Annotated in this window: 16 protein-coding genes and 1 pseudogene; 6 read left to right on the top strand and 11 right to left on the bottom strand. The window is 68.3% G+C overall.

The genetic code is table 11. The features are described 5' to 3' along the window. The first annotated feature begins 105 nt into the window (after positions 1 to 105). The gene (locus AB8A24_RS32925) at positions 106 to 645 is read left to right on the top strand and encodes an SMI1/KNR4 family protein (protein WP_369478351.1); all 540 of its coding nucleotides are present in this window, start codon (positions 106 to 108) and stop codon (positions 643 to 645) included. Positions 646 to 712: 67 nt separating this feature from the next. Here AB8A24_RS32925 and AB8A24_RS32920 read toward each other — a convergent pair whose 3' ends face one another. Further along, positions 713 to 1,462: a transposase family protein gene (locus tag AB8A24_RS32920; protein WP_369478337.1), complete on the bottom strand. Its 750-nt coding sequence runs from the start codon at positions 1,460 to 1,462 to the stop codon at positions 713 to 715. 212 nt (positions 1,463 to 1,674) lie between these two features. On the opposite strand from AB8A24_RS32920, the gene AB8A24_RS32915 reads away from it, so the two are divergent. After that, the gene (locus AB8A24_RS32915; protein ID WP_369478336.1) at positions 1,675 to 3,042 is read left to right on the top strand and encodes a tetratricopeptide repeat protein; all 1,368 of its coding nucleotides are present in this window, start codon (positions 1,675 to 1,677) and stop codon (positions 3,040 to 3,042) included. Continuing rightward, positions 3,039 to 3,929 carry a glycosyltransferase family 2 protein gene (locus AB8A24_RS32910; RefSeq protein ID WP_369478335.1) on the top strand — a complete coding sequence of 297 codons (891 nt, stop codon included), beginning with the start codon at positions 3,039 to 3,041 and terminating at the stop codon, positions 3,927 to 3,929. The genes AB8A24_RS32915 and AB8A24_RS32910 overlap by 4 nt, the downstream gene beginning before the upstream one ends. Positions 3,930 to 4,367: 438 nt before the next feature. Here AB8A24_RS32910 and AB8A24_RS32905 read toward each other — a convergent pair whose 3' ends face one another. Continuing rightward, a complete protein-coding gene (locus AB8A24_RS32905; RefSeq protein WP_369478334.1) occupies positions 4,368 to 5,906 on the bottom strand; it encodes an ABC transporter substrate-binding protein in 1,539 nt (512 codons plus the stop codon). After that, entirely contained in the window at positions 5,903 to 8,056 is a 2,154-nt protein-coding gene (locus AB8A24_RS32900; RefSeq protein ID WP_369478333.1) for a hypothetical protein, read from the bottom strand. Before AB8A24_RS32900 ends, AB8A24_RS32905 begins: the two co-directional genes overlap by 4 nt. 349 nt (positions 8,057 to 8,405) lie before the next feature. On the opposite strand from AB8A24_RS32900, the gene AB8A24_RS32895 reads away from it, so the two are divergent. Together AB8A24_RS32895 and AB8A24_RS32890 are read left to right on the top strand one after the other, a co-directional pair. Continuing rightward, positions 8,406 to 9,278, top strand: a complete 873-nt coding sequence (locus AB8A24_RS32895; protein WP_369478332.1) for an IS481 family transposase — start codon at positions 8,406 to 8,408, stop codon at positions 9,276 to 9,278. Positions 9,279 to 9,497: 219 nt separating this feature from the next. After that, a pseudogene (locus AB8A24_RS32890) lies at positions 9,498 to 9,668 on the top strand (tyrosine-type recombinase/integrase); the annotation flags it as partial. 37 nt (positions 9,669 to 9,705) lie between these two features. Here the strand turns inward: AB8A24_RS32890 and AB8A24_RS32885 are convergent. Next, positions 9,706 to 9,879 carry a helix-turn-helix domain-containing protein gene (locus tag AB8A24_RS32885; protein WP_369478331.1) on the bottom strand — a complete coding sequence of 58 codons (174 nt, stop codon included), beginning with the start codon at positions 9,877 to 9,879 and terminating at the stop codon, positions 9,706 to 9,708. Positions 9,880 to 10,589: 710 nt separating this feature from the next. Between AB8A24_RS32885 and AB8A24_RS32880 the strand changes: the two genes are divergently transcribed. After that, positions 10,590 to 12,116 carry a right-handed parallel beta-helix repeat-containing protein gene (locus tag AB8A24_RS32880; protein ID WP_369478330.1) on the top strand — a complete coding sequence of 509 codons (1,527 nt, stop codon included), beginning with the start codon at positions 10,590 to 10,592 and terminating at the stop codon, positions 12,114 to 12,116. On the opposite strand, the gene AB8A24_RS32875 is transcribed toward AB8A24_RS32880, so the two are convergent. From AB8A24_RS32875 to AB8A24_RS32845, 7 genes are all read right to left on the bottom strand, one after another. Then, on the bottom strand, positions 12,050 to 13,471 hold the full coding sequence (locus AB8A24_RS32875) for a UDP-glucose/GDP-mannose dehydrogenase family protein (protein WP_369478329.1): 1,422 nt from the start codon (positions 13,469 to 13,471) through the stop codon (positions 12,050 to 12,052). The two genes, AB8A24_RS32880 and AB8A24_RS32875, sit on opposite strands and share 67 nt — an antisense overlap. Positions 13,472 to 13,536: 65 nt before the next feature. Beyond that, positions 13,537 to 14,559, bottom strand: a complete 1,023-nt coding sequence (galE, locus tag AB8A24_RS32870; RefSeq protein WP_369478328.1) for a UDP-glucose 4-epimerase GalE — start codon at positions 14,557 to 14,559, stop codon at positions 13,537 to 13,539. Between the two features lie 58 nt (positions 14,560 to 14,617). Beyond that, positions 14,618 to 16,492: a glycosyltransferase family 2 protein gene (locus AB8A24_RS32865; RefSeq protein WP_369478327.1), complete on the bottom strand. Its 1,875-nt coding sequence runs from the start codon at positions 16,490 to 16,492 to the stop codon at positions 14,618 to 14,620. A 131-nt stretch (positions 16,493 to 16,623) separates the two neighbouring features. Beyond that, a complete protein-coding gene (locus AB8A24_RS32860) occupies positions 16,624 to 17,670 on the bottom strand; it encodes a UDP-glucuronic acid decarboxylase family protein (RefSeq protein WP_369478326.1) in 1,047 nt (348 codons plus the stop codon). Between the two features lie 244 nt (positions 17,671 to 17,914). Beyond that, entirely contained in the window at positions 17,915 to 18,517 is a 603-nt protein-coding gene (locus AB8A24_RS32855; protein WP_369478325.1) for a hypothetical protein, read from the bottom strand. A gap of 1,235 nt (positions 18,518 to 19,752) precedes the next feature. Continuing rightward, entirely contained in the window at positions 19,753 to 20,520 is a 768-nt protein-coding gene (locus AB8A24_RS32850; RefSeq protein WP_369478324.1) for a transposase, read from the bottom strand. 42 nt (positions 20,521 to 20,562) lie between these two features. Next, a complete protein-coding gene (locus AB8A24_RS32845) occupies positions 20,563 to 20,982 on the bottom strand; it encodes a hypothetical protein (protein WP_369478323.1) in 420 nt (139 codons plus the stop codon). Between the last annotated feature and the right edge of the window lie 571 nt (positions 20,983 to 21,553).

Below are 21,553 nucleotides of genomic sequence, written 5' to 3'. Positions count from 1 at the left end.
TCTCCGGTCGGCACTTCGCAACCTCCGTCGTGGAGCAGTCGGACAGAGGCATCCATGCAGAGAGGGCAGAGAACGATGAGTGTGGCTGAGAGTTGGTCCCGCGTGATGACTCTTCTTCGTCAGCACGCGCCGGCCGATCACGCTGACCTGCCAGGGCCCGCTACTGAGCAGACGCTCGCGGCCGCCGAGGAACGGATGGGGATCTCGCTCCCTGAGGATCTGCGGACGTGGCTGCTGCAGAACAGTCTGGATCTTCCGGAGGAAGACGTCGACGACGAAGTGGCATGTTGCGGCTTCGACGGGTTCCCGGACGAGGGAAGCTTCTTTCTGGGCATCCGGGCGATGGAGAAGCTCTACGCGAACCGCTCTACGCACTGTGGATTCGACCCTCAGGACCAGCCGGACAATCCGTTCTGGCGTAATGAGTGGATCCCGTTCCTGTCGGACCAGGACGGCTGGATGGGAAAGTTCATCGATGTGCGGGACGGGCGTGTCGGCAGCTGGTTCGTGGGTGAGGTCACGGTCACGGGAAAGTACGAATCGATGGCCCAGTATTTCGACTCCGTAGCGGAGATGCTGACGAAGATCGCCGATGGAAACCATCCGGTCTGCGAGGTTGCCGAAGGCCGACTCGTCTGGTCGTGAGGCGCTTCCCCCACCGCATGACGGCCATCGCCAATCCGTCCTCACCCTGGAACGGCAATGAGCTTCGTCAGCGTTGCCGCTCCAGGGTGAGGACGGCCGCGACGATGACAGTCATGCGATTGGGGCTGCAGCGGGCTTTGGGGAGGATCCGCCAGGACTTGAGTCGCGCGATGCTGCGTTCGACCGGTGCTCGTGCCGCTGACAGGGCCCGGTTGACCGTTCGCTGGGTCGTGGTGAGGTCCCGGTTCGGGAGCCGTCTGATCGGTGTGGTCACCCAGGGGCCGGCGCCGATATAAGCGCGGTCGGCGAGGATCGGAACACCCTGGCATTCGCAGATCCGGATGATGCGGTGGGTGCGGGCCGCAGTCAGGTCATGGGTACGGCCGGGCAGCGCAGGCGAGATCCACCGCAGCTTGCCCGAGGGGTCGGCTACGACCTGCACGTTCACGCCGTGACGACGGTGCTTCTGGGAGAAGTCGGCCCGGCTGTCGCCGACACGGTCGCACTCGGCGAGCGTCCCGTCGAGCAGGACGTAATCAGGATCCGTCTCGCGCAGGACACGCAGAAGGCCGGGTGCCCGGCCGGACAGGTGCTGGACGACGGCTTTGACGTAGGCGTGGGCGGTGCCGACGGATATACCGAAGCCGGCGGCGATCTGCGCGAGCGTGTCGTGACGACGAAGGTAGACCAGGCCCACGAGTGCACGCTGGTGGGGCGGCAGCTTGCAGCTTCGGCCTTCCTCACGGGTGACGATGAGCATCGATACCCACTCGACCAGAGCATGAGGCAGGTCAAGTGCGGCAGGATGGGGAACCAACAGGGCTCCTGTGCCGATGGGTTGAGACTTCCAACACCTCTCTCAACGGTGCGGGGGCCTTGTGCGTTGCGGTCCTCATCCCGATCCGGTCCGGGTCACTCGATCAGTGGGCACCCTGAAAGAGCTCAGTCAACTCGCTGCTACGGAAGGTGAGTACTGTGGTGGCATCGGGAACCCGTTCAATCCGTTCAAGATCGCTTCAGGGGGCCGAGGTGGCGGAGAGCCGGACACCGAACGAGAATCTGGCGGCTGTCATCGCCGAGGCCGGGGTCACCTACTTCGCGCTCGCGCGCGAGATCCGCGCCGTCGCGGCCGAGGCCGGCGAGAAGCTGAGCACGGCTCCGTCGGCCGTCGCCCACTGGTTGGCCGGCGGAACACCGAGCGGTCGAACAGGCGCGTACATCGCCGAAGCTCTCACCAGAAAGGTGAAGCGGCACGTCACGACGACCGAGATCGGTCTAGGCTCCGCAGGCATCGGGAAGGCCATGGGCGCTGATCCCCTGGCCACCGCCGCCGACCTCGGGAGATCAGTGATGCTCCGCCGCAGGGAATTCATCAACGCAGCGTTCGCCACCGCGGCGGTCGGCCTTCCCCTGGCCTACGACCACGAGGCCGTGGCCGCCACGTTCAAAGCGGCCGCGAGCAGCGGCGGCGTCGGCGTCGGCGCGGAGGAAGTCGCGGTCGTCCGTCAGCTCACCGAGATGTTCAGGAGCGCGGACGAGAAGCTCGGTGGCGGACACGGGCTGACCACGGTCACCGCCTACCTGACCGACACCGTCGCCCCGATGCTCGCCGCCCGCTTCCCCTCCGCGGCCGTGCGCGAGGATGCTTTCGGGGCCGCCGCCCAGCTGGCGTGCCTGGTCGGCTGGAAACACCACGACCTCGGCCGCGAGGGCGCCGCTCAGCAGTACTACCAGCTCGGCTACCAACTCGCCTGCGAGAGCGACCCGGACGGGCACGGCGCGTGGCTGATGCGGGCCATGACACACCAAGCCCTCGACCTCGGGCATCCGCAATCGTGCACGGAACTCGCGAAAGAGGCGCTGCGGCGGGCGTCGGGCAAGGTCGACCGGCAGACCGAGGCCCTGCTCCTGGTGACCTGCGCGCGGGCCTACGGGAGCAACGGGGACAGCGGAAAGGCGGCAGCCGCACTGCTGGCTGCCGAGAGCGCGCTCTCGGACACTCGGGAACCGGTGCCGTCGTACTCGGCCGCATCCGGTCCCGTCGCGGCGACGGTCGCCTCGCACACGGGCAAGACCCTGACCGCGATGAAGGACTACTCTGCGGCCGAGCGGCACTACCGCACGGCGATGCTGGCCCGTACACCGGGCACCTATCAGCGCGGGCACGCCCTGACCATGATGAATCTGGGGAAGTCGGTCGCCGCGCAGCGCCGGCACGAGGAGGCCATCGGCTTGTGGAACCGCTCGCTCGACTTCATGGACGGCGTGGTCTCCGACCGCAGCCGGCAGGAGATCCGCTCCATCCGCCGGACGGTGGCCGGCTACCGCAGACGCGGGGTACCCGGGGCGGCCAACCTGGACCAGCGCGCCACCGAGCTCCTGCGGGCGCAGGCATGACGACTCCCGAGACGACGGGGCCCACGGTCGGGGTCGTCGTACTGACCATGGGCGACCGTGAGGCCGAACTCCGTTCGCTCCTCGACTCGGTGGCGGCGCAGGAAGGAGCTCCCGCGACGGTGGTGGTGCTCGGCCAGGGCGTGAAGCTGCCCGCCCTGCCCGCCCGGGTGACGGCCGTCGAGCTGCCCGAGAACCTGGGGATCCCCGGCGGCCGGAACGCGGGCGTGCAGTGGTTGCGCGAGCACGGCGGCGTGGACATCGTCCTGGTCCTGGACGACGACGGCCTCCTCCCCCGCACCGACACCGTGCGACGCGTCCGCGAGGCGTTCACCGAGAACCCGCGCCTGGGAATCGTTGCATTCCGGATCGTCGACGAGCAGGGACTCACCCAGCGCCGGCACGTCCCCCGCCTCGGCGGCGCCGACCCCACGATGTCGGGGCCGGTCACCACCTTCCTCGGCGGCGCCCACGCCATCCGCACGACCGTGATCGACGAGGTCGGTGACTTCCCCGCCCCGTTCTTCTACGCCCACGAGGAGACCGACTTCGCCTGGCGGGCCCTGGACGCCGGCTGGGACATCGACTACCGCGCGGACCTGCTTCTCCGCCACCCACGCACCGCGGCGACCCGGCACGCGGTCTACTACCGCAACACCGGCCGCAACCGCGTATGGCTGGCCAAACGCCACCTGCCCATCATTCTGGTCCCGATCTACCTCGCCACCTGGGCCGCCTACACCATCACGCAGCGGCCACCCCTGTCCGGCCTCAGATCATGGTGGGCCGGGTTCTTCGAAGGGGTTCGAGTCTCCTGCCCGCCACGGCAGCCGATGAGGTGGCGGACCGTATGGCGGATGACCCGCCTGGGCCGGCCCCCAGTCATCTGAGCGACACGCAATCCATGCTCCACACCAGCCTGAGCCTGTCGGCCGGAACGCAGGCCCAAAGCCTGCGCGTTAGCAGGCCTTGATCGCACAGCGGTACCGGGCGGCGCTGATCTGACACGACGTGCATCAGGAGCACGCCGCCCCGGGACGTGCGGGGCACCTCTGGCGCAGGCCTTGGGTGCATGACACATGAGAGCCAGCCCGCGAGACGGCGAACCCCGCGAGCAGCAAGCATGGGCGGGCCGAAGATGCCCTGCCGGATTCGACCTCGGTGGGCAGGAAGCCGGTGCGGGGGGGGAGGTATCGGCGCAGCAGTCCCGCCGCCCACACCGCGACCCGTCCGATCCGTCGTCGCCCCGCCCTCGTCGTCCTACCGGCCCCCAGTATCCGCCGACCGGTCGTCGGGCGGATCGGCAGGGGCGGGGCCTGCCGTCGGCCTCAGTTGGGGATGGAGCAGTTGGGGTCGGGGGCGCGGCCCGCGGGCCAGGCGATGCCGTCGAAGACGGCGGTTTTGGTCGTCGGGTCGAGATGGACGATGGAGACGGTCTTGTTGTACGGGTTGCCGTACTGGTCGAGGCAGATCCAGCCGCTGGCGCCCTCGACCCGGTTGTTGCCGTGCAGCCGCAGCCAGCTGTCGGCGACCTCGGAGAGGGACGGCATCCTCACGCTGCCCACGGCGTCGTTGCGGATGCCCGCGATGGCGGTGGAGACCGCGTCGTAGGTGATGATGATGCGACCGTCGGAGAGGTTGGCGGGGCCGATCGAGTCGGGCTCCTCGGTGCCGAGCTTCTGGACCAGGTCGGTCAGTTCCTTCAGCGCCGCCTTGGAGCCGCCGGTCGGCGTCGTGCTTCGGTCCCCCCAGGCATCGGGGTGGGCCAGGCCCGGGTAGCGCAGGGTGATGCCGGCGCCCTTGGTGAGGGCGCCCCACTGGTCGGCGAACTTCTCGTCGACCGTCAGGGTGGAGGCGTGCGAGCCGCTGATGACGGTGTAGGGCTTGCTGCAGTTGCGATTGCTCAACTCGCCGAGGAACAGACGTAGTTGCACCGGACGGCCGGCGAAATAGATGGTCTTCGCGTCGGAGGAGCAGATGTCCGGCACCATCTGGTGGAAGTCGTTGGCGAGGTTACCCTCGTCGTTGAAGTCGGGCGGCGACCGGAAGGTCTCCGGGGCGTTGGGCGCGCCTTTGGCCAGCTTCTCGAAGGTCTGGCGCAGGCTGGCCAGGTAGTTGTCGCCCTCGCGGATGTCCTCGACCACCAGCGTCTCTGCGGGCTTGATGTCCGACCCGTACGAGGCGAGGGCGTCGGCCTGGTCGGTGTTGCCGGGGGCGATCCGGGCCAGGCCCGGGTAGCGGTGCGGGTCGGCTGCGGTGTTCTTGATGTCGTCCGCGGTCATGGGGCCCGCGACGACCGGGATCCCCTTGTCCTTGGTGAGGTAGCGGACGGCCTCTTCGGTCTCGGTGATGCTGATGTTGATGCCGGCGACGGCGCGCAGGTTCTCCTTCTTGTCGGCCGCGGTCCGCGCGAGCTGGTCGGCGACGGTACGCCACTCCTTGTAACCGCGGCCGGGGTTGGCGAGTACCAGCCGGATGGGCGGCTGCTTGCCGTTGGCCTGGTGGTTGGCGCGGTACTGGGCCAGATAAGCGCCCTGCACCTGCTCGACGTACTCCTGCTGCTCGGCTTGGGTGTCGGAGATCATGGGGATCATCAGGGCGATGGTGGCGGGCGACTTGCCGGCGACGCTGTCGTTCTCCGCCTTGATGCGGTCGGTGACCTGCTTCAGCGACGGAGCGAATACGTAGTTGCCGTCGGTGACGCCGACGCACTCGTGCCGGGGGCCCCGCTTCGCCACGCCGGGGGCGCAAGCCGGGTCCTCGGCGAGCCACTGGTCGTAGGAGAGGTAGCCGCCGGTTCCCAGGACGACGGCGACGGCGGCGATCAGCAGGGCGCGGTTCAGCGGTCCGGCGGGCCAGAGTGTCATGGGCGGGGCTCTCCGTAGGTCGGCAGATCGGGTGCCTGGATCCAGCGGTTCAGCAACTGGGGCCACTCCTCGTAGGCCTGGTAGAAGACCTCCTGGGGGCCGACGGCGCTGTTCTGGGCCAGGGTGAGCAGTTGCAGCCGGACTGCGTTGACCTTCCTCGGGTCGGGGTGCGCGAGGGGGTGCGACTGGCGCCACAGGTTGAGGACGAGGAGCTGCACGGCCTGGCGCACGGGGTCGTTGTCAGGCGCGAGCCGGTCTTCCACGGGATCCGCAGCCGGGACGGCCGGGCGCTCCGGGGGATGCGGTGCGGCGCAGACCAGGTTGAGAGTGGCCAGCCACCCCGGCGCGTCCTGCTCGGCCAGGCGGCGGTGCAGGGCGCGCACGACGACGTCGGTGTCGCCGATGGCGAGCGAATGGTGCAGGTAGCAGGCATCGCGCGGGTCGGCGGCGCCCGGCGCGTACAGGAGGCGCAGCCGCCGGTGGCTGCCCCGCCAGTCCCCACCCCCGGGCGCCGCGCCAGTGCGGGTGCGGGTGCGGAGGTCGTGCACGAGCAGGGCCCGCAGGGTGGGATCACCGACGAAGGGCCCGCCGGTGCCCGGCCAGGGGTGATGGCTCCAGCAATCCTTCCGCAACAGGCGCTTGGTCTCCGCCACCGGCACTCTGACGGTCGCCGCCACGGGCTGTCCGTCGGGTCCGTGCTGCACGTGGTCGGCGTCGAGTGCGTGGGCGGCCGCGTCGTCGAGCGCAGGCGTGTAGGAGGCGAGGCGGGCCCGGGCCTCCCCGTCGGGGATCAGGAGCCCGAGCAGCCGTTCGTACACAGGCAGCGTCGGCCCGTCGTCGAGCGGCAGCTCGAGCGGCAGCTCGAGCAGCGCGCCGTGGTCGACGGGCTCGTGGAGGCCGATCCTCTGCCGGACGGACAGCACCAGGGCGTGGGTCATCCCAGCCCGCCCGGCGCTGAGCCGGTGGATCAGGTGGGCGGTGTCGGGCCCCGGCCGGTCGTCGCCGAACATCTCCTTGACCTCGTCGAGGTCGAGCTGTGCCATCGGCAGCCTCAACACCCAGCCGGCGGCCGTCCGCGGCCTGTCCTGCCGCCAGTACGGGCCCGCCGCACTCCTCGTCGACGGGGCGGTGCCCTCGGCGTCGGGCACGGCGAGCTCCTGGGCGAGGGCCGCCGCAACGACGCCGGGGTGCGTCCGCGTGGGCTCGTCGTGCCAGGCGCGGGTCAGCGCGTCCAGGACCGTCACACCCAGCGGGGTGTGGACGTTGTCCAGGAGCAGGAGCGGGCGTGGCACCCGGTTCTTCAGGCGCATCCAGGTGTAGTGGTCGGCCATGTCCTCCAGGAGAGCGGCCACCAAATGGTGCTCCGCCCGCCGCCGGTCGCCCCCGTCACCGCGGAAACACATGGCGAGATCGGTCAACTGGGCGTGCCCGTCCCCTTGGGGGCCGACCCGACGGCCGGCCCACCAGCCCAGGCCCTGCCTGTTGGCGCGCGGGCCGAGCAGTTCGGTGGTGACGATGTCGGTGAGCGGCCCCACCAGTTCGCTCACCCCGGGTCCCAGCCCCGCTGCGGCGCCGACGCCCTGGGTGACCTGTCCGATCCAGCCCGACACCCGCTGGTTACGCGCTTGGAGGTCGGGCTGGCTCTCCCGTAACAGCCCCGCGAGGCGGCGACGGGCGGCCTGCAGCTCGGCGGGCTGGACGTCCTCGGACTGCCAGCTGGTGACCGCGAGCAGCCCCTGGGTGAGCCTGGGGAAGGACAACTTCCCGGCGAACTCGTTCGGCTTCCGGCTCAACCCGTCCATCAGGTAGAAGAGCAGGTCCGAGGTGCGCGAGGCGTTCGCCGTCCTCTCGTCGGCCAGGGAGGCGAGCCCCGGCTGGCCGAAGTCCGCCGCCCCGAGGTCGGCGTACGCCTGCGGTATCCGCTGCGCGTACCGCTTCGAGAGCTCTTTCAGCAGTGCGGTCTTGCCGGTGAGCCGCCCGCCGCCGCACTCGATCAGCAGCGGACTCCCGCCCGGTATCCGCAGTCGGGCGGCCCCCTGCGACTCGAGCCCCACCAATGAAGGCACGACGGCATCGAGCACCGCCGCCCGTCCGTACAGCGTCACCATGACCCCCCAGTCATGCGGCTCGATGGTGCACCGCCGCCGCATGGCAAGGAGCGTAAAGGGACGGCTACATGCCGCCACCGACATTCGGCTAAGCCGCACCTCTCGGTTACGCTTTCGTGACCCTCAGCGGGCTGAACGCTCCTTTGGCCCCACCGGGCAGGCACACGCCATCGGCGTGGAGAAAGGGCCCGGGTTCGAGACCGCCCTGGCGCTCCTCCCCCACCACCCGGAGGAAGGCGCCGGCACGCTGGCCCGGGTCCGCACCGTCGAAGACCCGACGGCGACGTCGTATTCGAGCGGCGCGCCAAGCGGCCTATGGCCCTGTGGGCCGAGGCCGGAGAGAACCTCCGCCGGATCGTCCCGCTGCTCGGGCGGGACGATCCGCCAGCGGATGAGCCCGAGGACTGCCACCTGTGCCCCGGCTGCAAGCCGGGAGGAAGGCATCGAAGGGCTGCGTGACCGCTCCAGCGCGCCGCACCACAGCCCGAACGCCACCGACGCCGACGTCGTGAACAAGATTGTCTACCTGCGGCAGAACTACCACTTCGGGCCGATGAAGATCCGGATGTACCTCAAGCGGTACCACGACATCGACATCGCCTGTTCGGCCGTTTACCGCATCCTCAAACGGCTGGGCCTGAACCGGCTGCCCGCCTCTCAGCGCTACAAGCGCCACGACCGGCGCCATACCCGCTACGAGAAGCAGCTGCCCGGCAACCGCGTCCGGATCGACGTCAAGTTCATCGAGCCCATCGGCGCCCCGGCCAGGGCCAAGACCCCGGCTCCGGTCACCGGTGAAGCCCCCAAGAGCCGTCGCCGGGCCAAGTACTACCAGTTCACCGCGATCGACGACTGCACCCGGCTGCGGGTCCTGCGGATCTACCCGCGATGCGACCAGAAGACCGCCGTCCAGTTCCTGGACTACGTCCTCGAACGGCTGCCGTTCCGCGTCGAAGTCATCCAGACGGACAACGGAGCGGAGTTTCAGTCCGCCTTCCACTGGCACGTGCTCGACAAGGGCATCGCCCATACCTACATCAAGCCGGCCTCCCCGCACCTCAACGGCAAGGTCGAACGCTCACACCGCATCGACGCGGAGGAGTTCTACCGCATGCTCGCCGGTGTCGTCATCGACGACACCGACGTTCTGAACGAAAAACTCCGAGAATGGGAGGATTACTACAACTACCACCGCCCACACGGCGCTCTCGACGGCCAGACACCCTACGAACGCCTCAAGCAGAAGACCCAGACCCGGATGTAACCAAGCTCCGGCAGACGCACATCAGTCGTGAACAAGGCCCTACCCCACCTGCTGCGCCGGGTCCGCGACTACGTGATCCACAACGGGCTGGCGGACCTCTCTCCGCCCCCTGGCCAAGGCGCTCGGCACCAGCGACCGCATGCTCCTCTACTACTTCGGCACCAAGGACCGGCTCGTCGCCGAAGCGCTCGCCCGGGACTCACCCGAACGCTCAAGCCCTACTCTCTCCGCCACTACTTCGCGTCGAACTGCCTCACCAACGGCATCCCCATCACCGACGTGGCGGAGTGGATGGGCCACAAGAACATCAACATGACGTACAAGATCTACCGCCACCTGATGCCGGCCTCGATCGGCCGGGCCGCGCGCCTCCTCGAACAGGGGCTCTGACAAGGAAGGGGGCCGGGCATCTGCCCGGCCCCCCAAGTCAGGCAACCTTCTGCTGTTGCGCCCACCGATCAAGATCCTGAACCTTGAACTTGAGCCGCCCGCCGAAGTAGTACCGCGGGATCCCGTGCCGTGGCGACTCCCGGTACATCCAGCGCTCGGACATGTCCAGGTACTCGGCCGCATCAGCGATCCCAACGAACTGACGATTCATGCGACACACTCTCCGTAACGTCCTGTTTCGAGGCTAGGAAGAAGTGACGGCCGCACCTAACGAGGTCGCATTCATGACCTCAGATCAAGCCCGCGCCCGTACCTTCCTCGCCTGTCCGGCGACCCCTGTGAAGGGCGCCCAACATTCCAGACCCACAGCGTGCACGCTGCCGAGAAGAGGGATGGGAGCGGCCGATCGAATTCCAGAACGTGCACGAGACCGTCCGTCTTCGTGCGGGTCAGGAGCGTAGTGGACCTCCGGAGTCAGCACAGGGTCGGCATTGGCGCGAGGAGTCCCGCACCGCACCGCAACGATGTCGCGCGCCCACGGCATGGGCCTTTTCCGCAGGCACGCCAGGGGTTGTACCGGCCATCTCGGGCCCAGTACTCGACGCACTCCAACGCCCGAAACGCACACGATCGGATAATCGCTCGCATTCCGGCAGCAGTTGAAAGATGGGCGTATATCGCCATGTCACGGACCTCACATGCGCCCGGTTTCTGGCACCTTGTTACCCGACGTGCGGAGCCGAACGGAATGGGGACACCGGGATGATGCGCGACCGTCGGACCGCCTGGTGGGGTCCTCTTGGCGGGGCGAAATGCGTCGCAGCCGTGACCGTGGGCGCGATCGCCCTGCTCACCGGATGTGACGTGCTCAAGCCCTACACGCCACCGCGACCTCCTGTGAAGGGAGCCCTCACCTTCTACGTGGACCCGGAGGGCGACGACGAACAAGACGGGCTGTCCGAGGCGACCGCCTGGCGCACCCTCGCCCGGGCCGACCAGGTGCCGTTCCGGCCGGGAGACCGCCTCCGGCTCAAAGGCGGAGAGCGCTTCCCCGGAAGGCTGACCATCGGCCCGGGCCATGCGGGCAGCGCGTCCAAGCCCGTGGTGATCGATTCATACGGCACCGGTCGGGCGACCATCGCGACGCGGGGCACTGCGGGAATCACCGTGTACAACACCGCCGGAGTGGAGATCCGGAATCTGGCCCTCGTCGGCGATGCCAAGGCTCAGCGCAGTGCGGACGGCATCACCTTCTTCAACGACCGCCGGGACGGAAAACCCTTGGACCACGTGCGGATCTCCGGGGTCGACGTGTCCCGGTTCCAGCACGGGATTCACCTGGGAACAGGCCCGAAGTCCTCCGGCTTCCGCGACATCCAGATCAGCGACTCGGCAGTGCACCACAATCAGAACGCCGGGCTGGCTACCTACGGACCCCGCTTCACGGCCGAGAAACCGCGCTACGCACACGAAAAGCTCGTGATCACGCGGGTCGAGGCGTACAGCAATCCGGGAGACCCGACGGCGGACGACCGCAATACTGGCAGCGGAATCATTCTCGGCAGCCTCCGGGGCGCGACCATTCAGCAGTCGGTCTCGTACGACAACGGGGCGAATTCCTCGGCCCGCGCCCAGGAGGGGCCCGAGGGAATCTGGACCTACGACTCGACCCGCGTCGTCATCCAGCACAACAAGGCATACCGCAATCACACCGGCTCTCGCGTCGACGGCGGCGGTTTCGGACTGGACAACAACGTGTCGTCGTCGGTCCTCCAGTACAACCTGTCCTACGGCAACGACGGCGCGGGCTTCCTCATGTACTCGGGGGAACCGACCAACGCCCACAAGGACAACGTCGTGCGGTTCAACTACAGCTGGGACGATGCCAGAAAGCTGTCCTGGTACGGCGGCATCGTGGCCTTCGGCACTCGCATGCGGGACCTGGACATCTACCACAACACCGTGATCCTGCGGTCGAACGGCATCGACCGGCCCCCGGCCCTGCGCCTCCGAAACGGCATGAGCGGAGTCGGTGTCCGCAACAACATCTTCGTCACCAACGGTGCTCCCGTCGTGGATTCGGACACGAACTACACGCAAGCACTCGTGCATCTGCAGGGCAACGACTACTTCAGCACGGGCGACTGGAAGCTGCAGTGGGGCAAAGCCCGGTATACCGACTTGGATGCCTGGCGGGACCGGGCCGGACAGGAGCAGATGGGCGACGTCCTGACGGGCAGCACCGCCGACCCGTGTCTCATGGGCGCGGTGGCCCCGGTCACCGATCCTGCCGGGGCCACCTCTCTCGTCTCTCAATGCGCCGACAAGCTGGAAGGTGCCGTCAGACTGCGGTCGGTCGGCGTCGACCCCGGCCCGGTCGACTACTTCGGGGCACGGCTGAGGGCAGCGCCCTCCGCAGGTGCCGGACAGCCGCGTGCCGAGGACTGAGCGAGACCGCCACCACGCAGAGGTGCGGGCACCGTGGCGGGGGCCGGCCTGCCGAGTGCCCGGACGGTCCAGCCGGCGGAGCGCCACAGCCCCGCATCGAGGTTGTTGCGGGCGTCGACCAGCCGCGGTGCGCAGACCACGCGTGCCAGCTTCACCGGGTCGACCTCCCGGTACTGGCTCCACTCGGTCAGGTGCAGCACGACATCCGCTCCCCGGCACGCGGAGAGCACGTCCGTCTCGTAGCTCAGCTCGGGGTGAGCCGCGTGCGCGTTGTAGATCCCCTCGGGGTCATGGACCCGTACCTCACCGCCCTCGCGGTGGATCGCCGCCGCCACGGCAAGGGCCGGCGAATCGCGGACATCGTCGCTGTTCGGCTTGAAGGTGGCGCCCAGGACGGTGATCCGGTGTCCGGAGAACGCACCACCGAGCAGGTCACGGGCGATGGTGACGGTCCGGGACCGCTGGCGCAGGTTGATGTCGTCGACCTGGGTCAGGAAGCTCACCGCCTTCTCGACGCCGAGTTCCCGGGCCCGCGCGGTGAACGCCCGGATGTCCTTGGGCAGGCAGCCGCCGCCGAAGCCGAGGCCCGCATTGAGGAAGCGGCGCCCGATGCGGGTGTCATGTCCGAGCGCATCGGCGAGGGTGCTCACATCCGCACCAGCCGCGTCGCAGACCTCCGCCATCGCGTTGATGAACGAGATCTTGGTCGCGAGGAAGGAGTTCGCCGCCACCTTGACCAGCTCGGCGGTGGCGGGGTCGGTGCTGATGTACGGGATGTCGGCGTCGAGCATGGGGGCGTACACCTCGCGCAGGGTCCGGTCCGCGCGCGGTGAGGTGACGCCCACCACGAGGCGGTCCGGCCGCAGCGTGTCCTCGACGGCGAACCCCTCTCGCAGGAACTCCGGGTTCCAGGCGACCTCCACGTCAGCCCCCGCAGGGACAAGGCCTCTGAGCCGGGCCGCGATGCGGGGGGTGGTGCCCACCGGGACGGTGGACTTGCCCACGATCAGGCAGGGACTGCTCAGGTGGGGAGCCAGCCCGTCGATGACGGCGTCGACGTACCGCAGGTCGGCCGCGTTCGAACCGGCCTGCTGCGGGGTGCCCACGCAGACGAAGTGCACCTCGCCGAAGGCGGCGGCCTCGCTGAGGGAGGTGGAGAAGCGCAGGCGCCCGGAGTCGATGGCGCGGGTCAGCACGTCGTCGAGACCTGGCTCGAAGAAGGGGGGTCTGCCCTCGGTGAGGGCTCTGATCTTTTCGGCATCGACGTCGACCCCGAGGACCTCGTGTCCGATGTCTGCCATGCACGCGGCGTGCACGGCTCCGAGGTACCCCGTACCGATGACGGTCAAGCGCATGCGAATCTCCTGTCTGACGAGCTGGTGTGGTGGGGTGCGATGAACCGGCGGCGGGCTCGGAGGCGTCAGCCGGCGTAGCCCGAGGGGTTGAGTTCCTGGAAGCGCCAGGCGTCGCGGCACATCGCGGCGAGATCACGGGTCGCGGCCCAGTTCCAGGCCTCCGCCACCGCGGTGGGGTCGGCGACGAGCTCGGTCACGTCTCCCGGGCGGCGCCCGGTCACTTCGTAGGGGATCGGCCTGCCGGACGCCCGCTCGAAGGCTGCGACGAGGTCGAGGACGGAGGACCCCACCCCGGTGCCGAGGTTGAAGACACGCATTCCGTTCTCGTCCCCAAGGTGCTCCAGCGCGCGGCGATGGCCCTCGGCCACGTCCATGACGTGGATGTAGTCGCGAATGCCGGTCCCGTCGGGGGTGGGGTAGTCATCACCGAAGACGCTGAGCCGCTCGCGACGGCCGACGGCGACCTGCGCCAGGTACGGCATGATGTTGTTGGGCACGCCCCGGGGGTCTTCACCCAGCATTCCGGACGGGTGCGCGCCGACCGGGTTGAAGTACCGCAGCGCCAGCACGCTGAGCTCGGGCAGGCGACGGCAGGTGTCGGCCAGCACTTGCTCGCAGAGCCACTTCGTCGAGGCGTACGGGTTCGTCGGGGCCGCCGGATCCCCTTCTGCCAGAGGCACCTTGGTGGCGTCCCCGTAGATCGAGCACGACGAGGAGAACACCAGCCGGTGCACTCCATGTGCGTGCATGGCCGACAGCAGGGCGGTCGTGCCGCCGACGTTGATGTCGTAGTAGGCGATCGGGATCTCCACGGACTCGCCCACCGCCTTCTTCGCGGCGAAGTGGATCACTGCGTCGATCGGGTGCGAGTCGAATACGGCATCCAGCGCACGCCGGTCCCTCATGTCGGCTCGGTGGACGGCGACGACCGGGCGTCCCGCGATCTTCGCGACGCGTTCCAGCGCCTCCGGTGAGCTGTTCGAATGATCGTCGACGACGACCACCTCGTAGTCGTTCTCCAGCAGTTCGACACAGGTATGGCTGCCGATGAAGCCGGCACCGCCGGTGACCAGGACCGTCGTGGGCATGGGGGTGGGATCCTTTCTCCGTGATCGTCTGTGGGGGTGGGGAGCCGGTGCGCCGGTGTCACCAGCCGAAGACGCCTGCCGCGTAGATGGGGAAGAGACCGATGGCCAGGGCGAGCGGCAGCAGTGTGAGGGTTCCGGCGAGCAGGGGCAGCCGGGCCGTCACCACGGCCTTGCACTTGGGCACTCCCGCGGCACGGGCCATCTCTGCGATGTGCAGCCCGGCGATGGTGAGGGTGACCATCGCGTACGAGAACGAGCCGAGGATGCACAGGAAGACATATCCCGCGGCGGGGCCGGTCAGCTCGCCGGCCACGGCCGCGCAGGACAGGGTGGTGGTGATGATCAGGTAGGGCGCCATGAGCCGCAGCGGCAGGGGCTCGAGCCCGTCCGTCGACTTGGGGGTCACCTTGAAGACCACCGGCCGCGGGCGCAGCTTCTGTACCAGGGCCGCGCCCACCCCCCAGGCGACGAAGGGCCAGCGGGCGAGCCCGAAGAGCCAGCTCTCCCAGCTCAGGACCGGCGCTTTCACGGGGCGGAGCAGGCCGCGTCTACGCACGAGCATGGTCAGGAGCAGCAGCCATGCGGACATCGCCCAGAAGTGGCCGAGGAACGAGAAGTAGTTCACGTTGATCCAGGGCAGACCGGTGACAGCCGCGACCGGGGGCAGAGCCAGCGCCATGATCGTCGTCCCCGCGAGCAGCGGGTAGTACGACAGGGCGAAGGCGAAGCGCAGGCGCAGCCAGCCGCGCATGCGGCCCAGGTGGCGGGGCAGCATCCCGATGAGCATCACCGCGAGACTGCGGGACCACTGGAACTCCTGGGTGGCCATGGCGGCGAAGGTGACGGGGCCGTCGCCGCTGGCGTGGGCATCGATGGCGAACGACCCTTGCCAGCCGGCCGAGTTCATCAGGAACGTGGTCGAGAAGTCCTCCGCGAGTTCGGGCCCGATTCCGCCGATGTCCCGCACCGCCTCCGTACGCACCGCGTAGTGGGAGCCGATGCACACGGGCGCCAGGCCCGCCGAGTGGCCCAGCTGGACCGCCCCGTGGAAGACCGCCTCACGATGCAGTCGGCCCCGGGCGGACCAGGAGACTTCGGCGTTGGCGTCGCACACGCTCGGAGCTGCGACGTAGCCGATCGCGGGATCGGAGAACGGCCGCACCATCTCGATCAGGTACGTACGGCTCGGCACGTGATCGCAGTCCAGCTGCGCGACGACGTCGTAGTCCCGGTAGCCCCAGTGGTCATAGAAGAAGGCGAGGTTGCCCTCCTTGCAGCGCGTGCGCCGCGGCCATGTGAGCCGGTGGTAGTCCGGGCGGTCCCGGCGGCAGGAGACCCGGACTCCGTTCGCCTCGCACCATTCCAGGATCTCGCTGGACGGGTCCTCGTCGCACAGCCATACGTCGTAGGGGTGGGGGTAGTCCTGGCGGAGCATCGCCTCCAGGGTGGTGCGGGCGATGTCCCAGTGCTCCGACGGAGCCCGGGTGACCACGAATCCGGTACGCACCGCCGGGACTTCGATCCGGGAGTCGAACCGGCGCAGGCGGACGATCGCGACCCAGAAGGGCACGGGCAGCAGCGCGAGGTAGAGCAGCAGCGCGCTGTTGACGGCCAGGCCCACCCATCCGATCCGGTGCTCGGGACGCAGCCACCAGACCCAGAACAAGATGAGGCAGGCGACCCAGCCCAGGGTGAGCACCGCCACCTTCAGCCTGTCGGCTGTGCCGAACTGGCGGACGAAGCTCGTCGGGCGGGTCTCCAGAGCGCGGCTCGGATGGGCGAACACGGGCCCGTCGGGAGGGATCTCCGCGACGCGGCCCCGGGAGAGCTCGCGGATCTGGTCCTTGAGTGGGGCCTGCTCTCCGGACGGGCTGGGGATGCGCGCGTCGGTCGCGGCAGCCGCCTGTACGAGCCCTGGCTCGGTCGGGGTCATGTGAACGCACTCCGGGATGATCTTGGTGTGGCGGCGCGAGGGCCTCACGGTCGCCTTGGAGGTGAGGGGCCGGCGGGGAGAGAGGTGGTGCCGTGACGCCGCTCCCCGCCGGAGCGAAGGTCCGGACGCGTTCAGGCCGGAGCGGGAACGGATTCCGGCCTGTCGGACGCAGCGCCGGCGTACCTCCTCGGGGGCGGCATCCCGTCCTCCTGGCCGCCGCGGATCGCGGCGGGCCCGGCCGAGAGATCGGCGGGGCGGGAGGCGAACCAGTCACTCGTCCTGCGCAGCCCCTCCTCGATGTCCACCTCGGGCGACCAGCCGAGCGCGTCCCGTGCCCGGGAGATGACCGGGCGCCTGCGGGTCGGGTCGTCGACGGGGAGCGGGTGGTACTGGATCTCCGACAGCGAGCCGGTGAGTCCCAGCACCATCTCGGCGAGCTCGGTGACCGTTCGCTCGACAGGATTCCCCAGGTTGAAGGGTCCGGCTTCGGAGGAGTCGAGCAGGGCCACGAGCCCGCGGACCAGGTCGTCGACGTAGCAGAAACTGCGGGTCTGCTTTCCGTCTCCGTAAATGGTCAGGGGTTCGCCTGTGAGGGCCTGGGTGATGAAGCTCGAAACCACCCGCCCGTCGTGCGGGCGCATGCGCGGACCGTACGTGTTGAAGATCCGTGCGATACCGACATTCACACCGTGGGTACGGCGGTATGCGACCGAGATCGCCTCCGCGAATCGTTTCGCCTCGTCGTACACACTGCGGGGTCCGACGGAATTGACGTTGCCCCAGTAGTCCTCGTCCTGCGGGTGGACCAGGGGGTCGCCATAGACCTCACTCGTCGACGCGAGGATGAACCGGGCACGATGACACAGTGCGAGACGGAGGGCGTTCTCCGTCCCCCTGCTTCCCACGGCGAGCGTCTCCAGCGGCTGCCGGAGGTAATCGGGCGGGGACGCGGGGCTCGCGAGATGGGCAACGGCGTCGACAGGGCCGGCTACCTCCATCATGACGCTGACATCGGCATGGATGAATTCGAACGCTGGATTGGAGAGCAGGTGGGCAATGTTCCTGGGCTCGCCTGTCGAGAAGTTGTCCAGGCACACCACGGAGTCCCCGCGCCTCAGAAGGGCCTCGCAGAGATGTGACCCAAGAAATCCACCGCCACCGGTGACGGCAACACGCATACGCTTCTCCAGCAATCGGGAGCGGAAAGCCTCAGATCGCGTTCCTGGTACAGCCGACCCACATGCACGGCGGCCGGAAGCGAACGGGCTCGGGGGAAACTAGGCAAAGAATATGGAGATACGTAAGGCATTTTTGTGGAGTGCAAATCCGCGCTACGCCGATTGGCCGCCCACCTCGGTGCACCGCTCGCCGTCTGCCCAGGGCGCCCAAGGCCTCGCGCTGCGATCAGCCCACGGTCGTGCGTCACTCGCGCGTGTGAGCCGCCGCCGCGCGCGTCAACGGCCGGACGGCACAGCACCACATCGGGAGCCCCGCAGCTGGTCCGCGACCACCCCGTCGTGCGTGCGACGTTGCGGAGGATCGTCTCGCCGAGCGGGTCGCTACCCTCCAGCGCCCAGACGCGGCGTCGCTAAGTCGCATCTCCAGGCCCTGATGGCGGGCTTGGTAGGCCAGGACGTTGGCGATCACGTCGAAGCGATGGTCCAGGCTGAGGGTGTCCTTGAAGGCCGTCGAGATGCCGTCTCTGAGGCCGGTATCCGAGTCCACGACCTCGATATCGGCGACATCAACCGTGTAAGGGGGACCCTCGGCACCGCGCCTCGTCCTCTTGCGGTGCATTGGTTCGACCAGCCGGTGACCGAACATCTGGAGCAGGAAGGGCTGGTAGGAACAGTAGCCGAGCGCCCGGTTGGCAAGGTCCATGTCGTGGAACTCGAGCCCGAGCGCACGCATCGGCTCGACCAGCAGTTCAGCAGCGAACTGGGGAGCGAGCGGGCCAATCGCCTTCGGGGTCTGCGCAAGGTGGCTGAACGGCCCGTTGCTGGCGAGCTTGGAGAATCGCTGCACGGAATGCAGGCCGGCGAAAGCGACCTTGGCGCGGTCCTAGGTCGTCTCTTTCGGATCTTATCGGTCAGGTCCGCGTCGTCCGGTGCCGTGCCTCGGCGTGCTGCCGGGGCTGCCGTGTACTGGACGTACTCGGTTGCCCCGGCAGTGCGGCGAGGCGCGGTGCCGGGCGGCGCGGACCCGGCAAGATCTGAAAGAGACGGCCTAGGTGTCGGAGCTCAGCCCCTTGAGCTTCTTGGTCCGGTCGAAGCGGGGGGGCCTCCGCCTCGAAGAACCGGTCGCACTCGTGCGGCAGAATCAGCAGGCGGCGGCGAGAGTCCTCGTCGAGCCAGGCCCTACTGAGGTTTCGGGTTGTCGTCGGGTAGTGACGGTTGATGATCCCTGCGATATGCCGGTGAGATGAGGTATGCCGGAGGGTGGGGGCCTGACCGCTGAGCGTCGGCCGTTTCGTGAGGGGATCCGGCTTCAGGCCGGCGAGAGGTTCGCGGCGGGCGAGAAGACCATGGTGATCGCGAAAGAGCTGCGGGTGAGCGCGGACCCCACCCTGAAAACCTCAGTAGTTGTTGTCAGAGATCCGTTTTCTCGCCTCGAGCGTCCGGCGCCCATCCGGGCGCTCCGTCCCTGCCTTGAGACGTTCGCGACGGTTCATCGCGCTTCCAGGATGTTGCATTCCGAGCAGTCGGGAGATGGCAGCCCACTGCATGCCGTCTGCCCGGGCGTCTTCGATGGCTGCGAGCTCCTCCCTGTCCAGCACCGCGCGAAGGTGCCGCACGACGGTGAGTCGGATTCCGGCCTGGTCACCGCGGTGGCGCTGCCCGCAGGTCGCCGGAGGTAGCGCGCAGTGGAACCGGCGGGCGTAATCCAGAATTCCAATGGCATCTTGATGGTCAGGCCACAGAGCGAGACATGGATCGCCGACGCCAAGATGTATCTCAAAGAGGGTGGCCAGGAGGTCTCGCAATTTAGCAGGTTCTGGCGGGTGTGGGTTTCCTTGGAGCACTCCCCGATCTTGGCAGGGCCATCGCGCCCTTTTCCAGCCTGGCACGCACATTGCTGCGTAATATGCCAGCGGAAGTTACTGAGATTTCAGGGTGGGGTCGTGTGGTGCGAGGGTCAGGCCGGTGGCGGTGAGGCAGCCGTCGATGAGGTGGGGCCGGAGTTGGGTTCTGCCTAAGGGCTGTCCCGTAACGATCTCGGAGTTGGTGGAGGAGGGGTCGGTCGCCGCGCCGCCCCTGTGCTTATCCCGCGAGGGCGAGGTTGTGCAGTCGGGCGATGCCGAGCATCGCGTGATGAACGCCGTCGCCTTTGAGTCGGCAGTCGCGCAGGATCTTCCAGCTCTTCATGCGGGCGAAGGTGTGCTCGACGCGGGCCCGGACCTGCTTGTGGGAGTGGTTGTGTGCCTCTTTCCAGGCCGGGAGTTCCTCGCCTTTGCGCCGGCGGTGCGGGATGACCAGTCCGGTGCCTTGGTAGCCGCCGTCTGCGATGGTCATCGTTTTGCCGACGGCGGCCTTGGCGCCGGATTCTTCCCAGCCGCGGGAGTCGTGCCGGTTTCCTGGCCGGGGCCGCCCGACCACGACGACCAGGCGGGTGTCGGCGTCGATGACTACCTGATGGGCTGTTGAGTAGCGGTAGTTCTTCGACTGCTCGGCCACCGTATGGTCGCGGGTGGGCACCAGGGTGCCATCCACGATCAGCACGCTGTCTTTGCGGAACCGCTGGCGCGGCTGCAGCGCGAGCAACGGCCCGAGGTGATCGATAATCCGGTCCGCCGCGGACTTCGAGATGCCGAACAGCGGAGCGATCTGGCGCATCGTCAAGTTCGTCCGCCAGTAGGCCGTGACAAGCAGAATGCGATCCTCAAGTGGGAGCCCCCAGGGCCGCCCACGCTGAAGGTCGGCAGCGGTCTCGCGTCGCACGGCGGTCACCAGCCTGCCGAAGCAGCGCGGGCTCAGCCCGGTGAAGGGGCCTATCCAGGACGGCACCGACGCCGTGATCACTGCAGTCACATCAGGATCGTTTCACCTGGAGTCGACCGGGATGGGTACGGGTCAAGTACGGAGCCCGAGGTGCCGGTCCAGCTGACTGCGCAGACGCGCAGAAGCCCCACGGAGAGTCCCGAGTTGTCGCACTTCTGCCGCCGCGAGTTCCGTCCGCCCAGCCAGCGCGAGCACAGCGGCATAGGGCCGTTCGCCTTCGGCGAGCTTCGCCGCCACGGCATCACGGACGCCTCGCAGTACTGCGTGGTCCGCGCTCGGATGCTCCGCCAGCAGGAGAAGGAGCCTGTTGTCGTTCCAGGCACTGTCTTGCGCCGTGCTCAGTTGCAGCAGAGTGCCAGGCGCCGTGGAGGGATTGGCGGCCAGCGCCTGCCATACGAAGGGATACGGACACCGCGCGAGTCGATGCAGTACCGCGCTGTCGCTCTCGGCATGAGCCAGTTCGAGGTAGTCAGCAGGCGTGTGCACGGACATGGCCCCCAGGATCGTCGGGGCGATCATCCTGCCATCAGGGCCCAGTCGCCGGTGCGCGGGGGCTCTGCCGCAACCGGTCGAAGATCGCTTACGGGACAACCCTTAATGCCACTATCATTGCCATAGTTGGGCCACGGGTACCGTTCATGAGCTTCCCTTGTTTGACTGCCTGTCAGGTAGATCTTCTCCTGTCCTGGTAGTGAGGAACAGGGGGCGGGTCCGCAGGCCGTGAGGTCCTCCCAAACGTTCGAGAAGCGGCACCGCCAGGACGAGGCACGGACCCGCAGCGCCCTGTTGCCCGTTGCCTGGCCATGCACCACCCACAACCCAGGTACCTCCGTGATCGCCGCACCGGCGGAGAAGTACGTGGAGAACCGTTAGGCCCCGCCGCTCTGACTTCTGTGGCCAACGGCGACCCCCTACGCGGGAGCCACCCAGGGCCTCAAGGCCCGCATCAAGTTCCTGACGCGCAAGCTGAAGACCACCAAGGCTGTCGCCGCCGATCTCGGCGTCAGCCGGCGCTCTATCGAGCGCGCGCTACCGCACGGGCGAAGGCACGGCCCCGCCCAAA

This window comes from Streptomyces sp. BF23-19, assembly GCF_041106355.1.
Taxonomy (GTDB): domain Bacteria; phylum Actinomycetota; class Actinomycetes; order Streptomycetales; family Streptomycetaceae; genus Streptomyces; species Streptomyces virginiae_A.
Note: the sequence above shows the minus strand (reverse complement) of the source record. Positions and strands in the feature narration are given on the sequence as shown.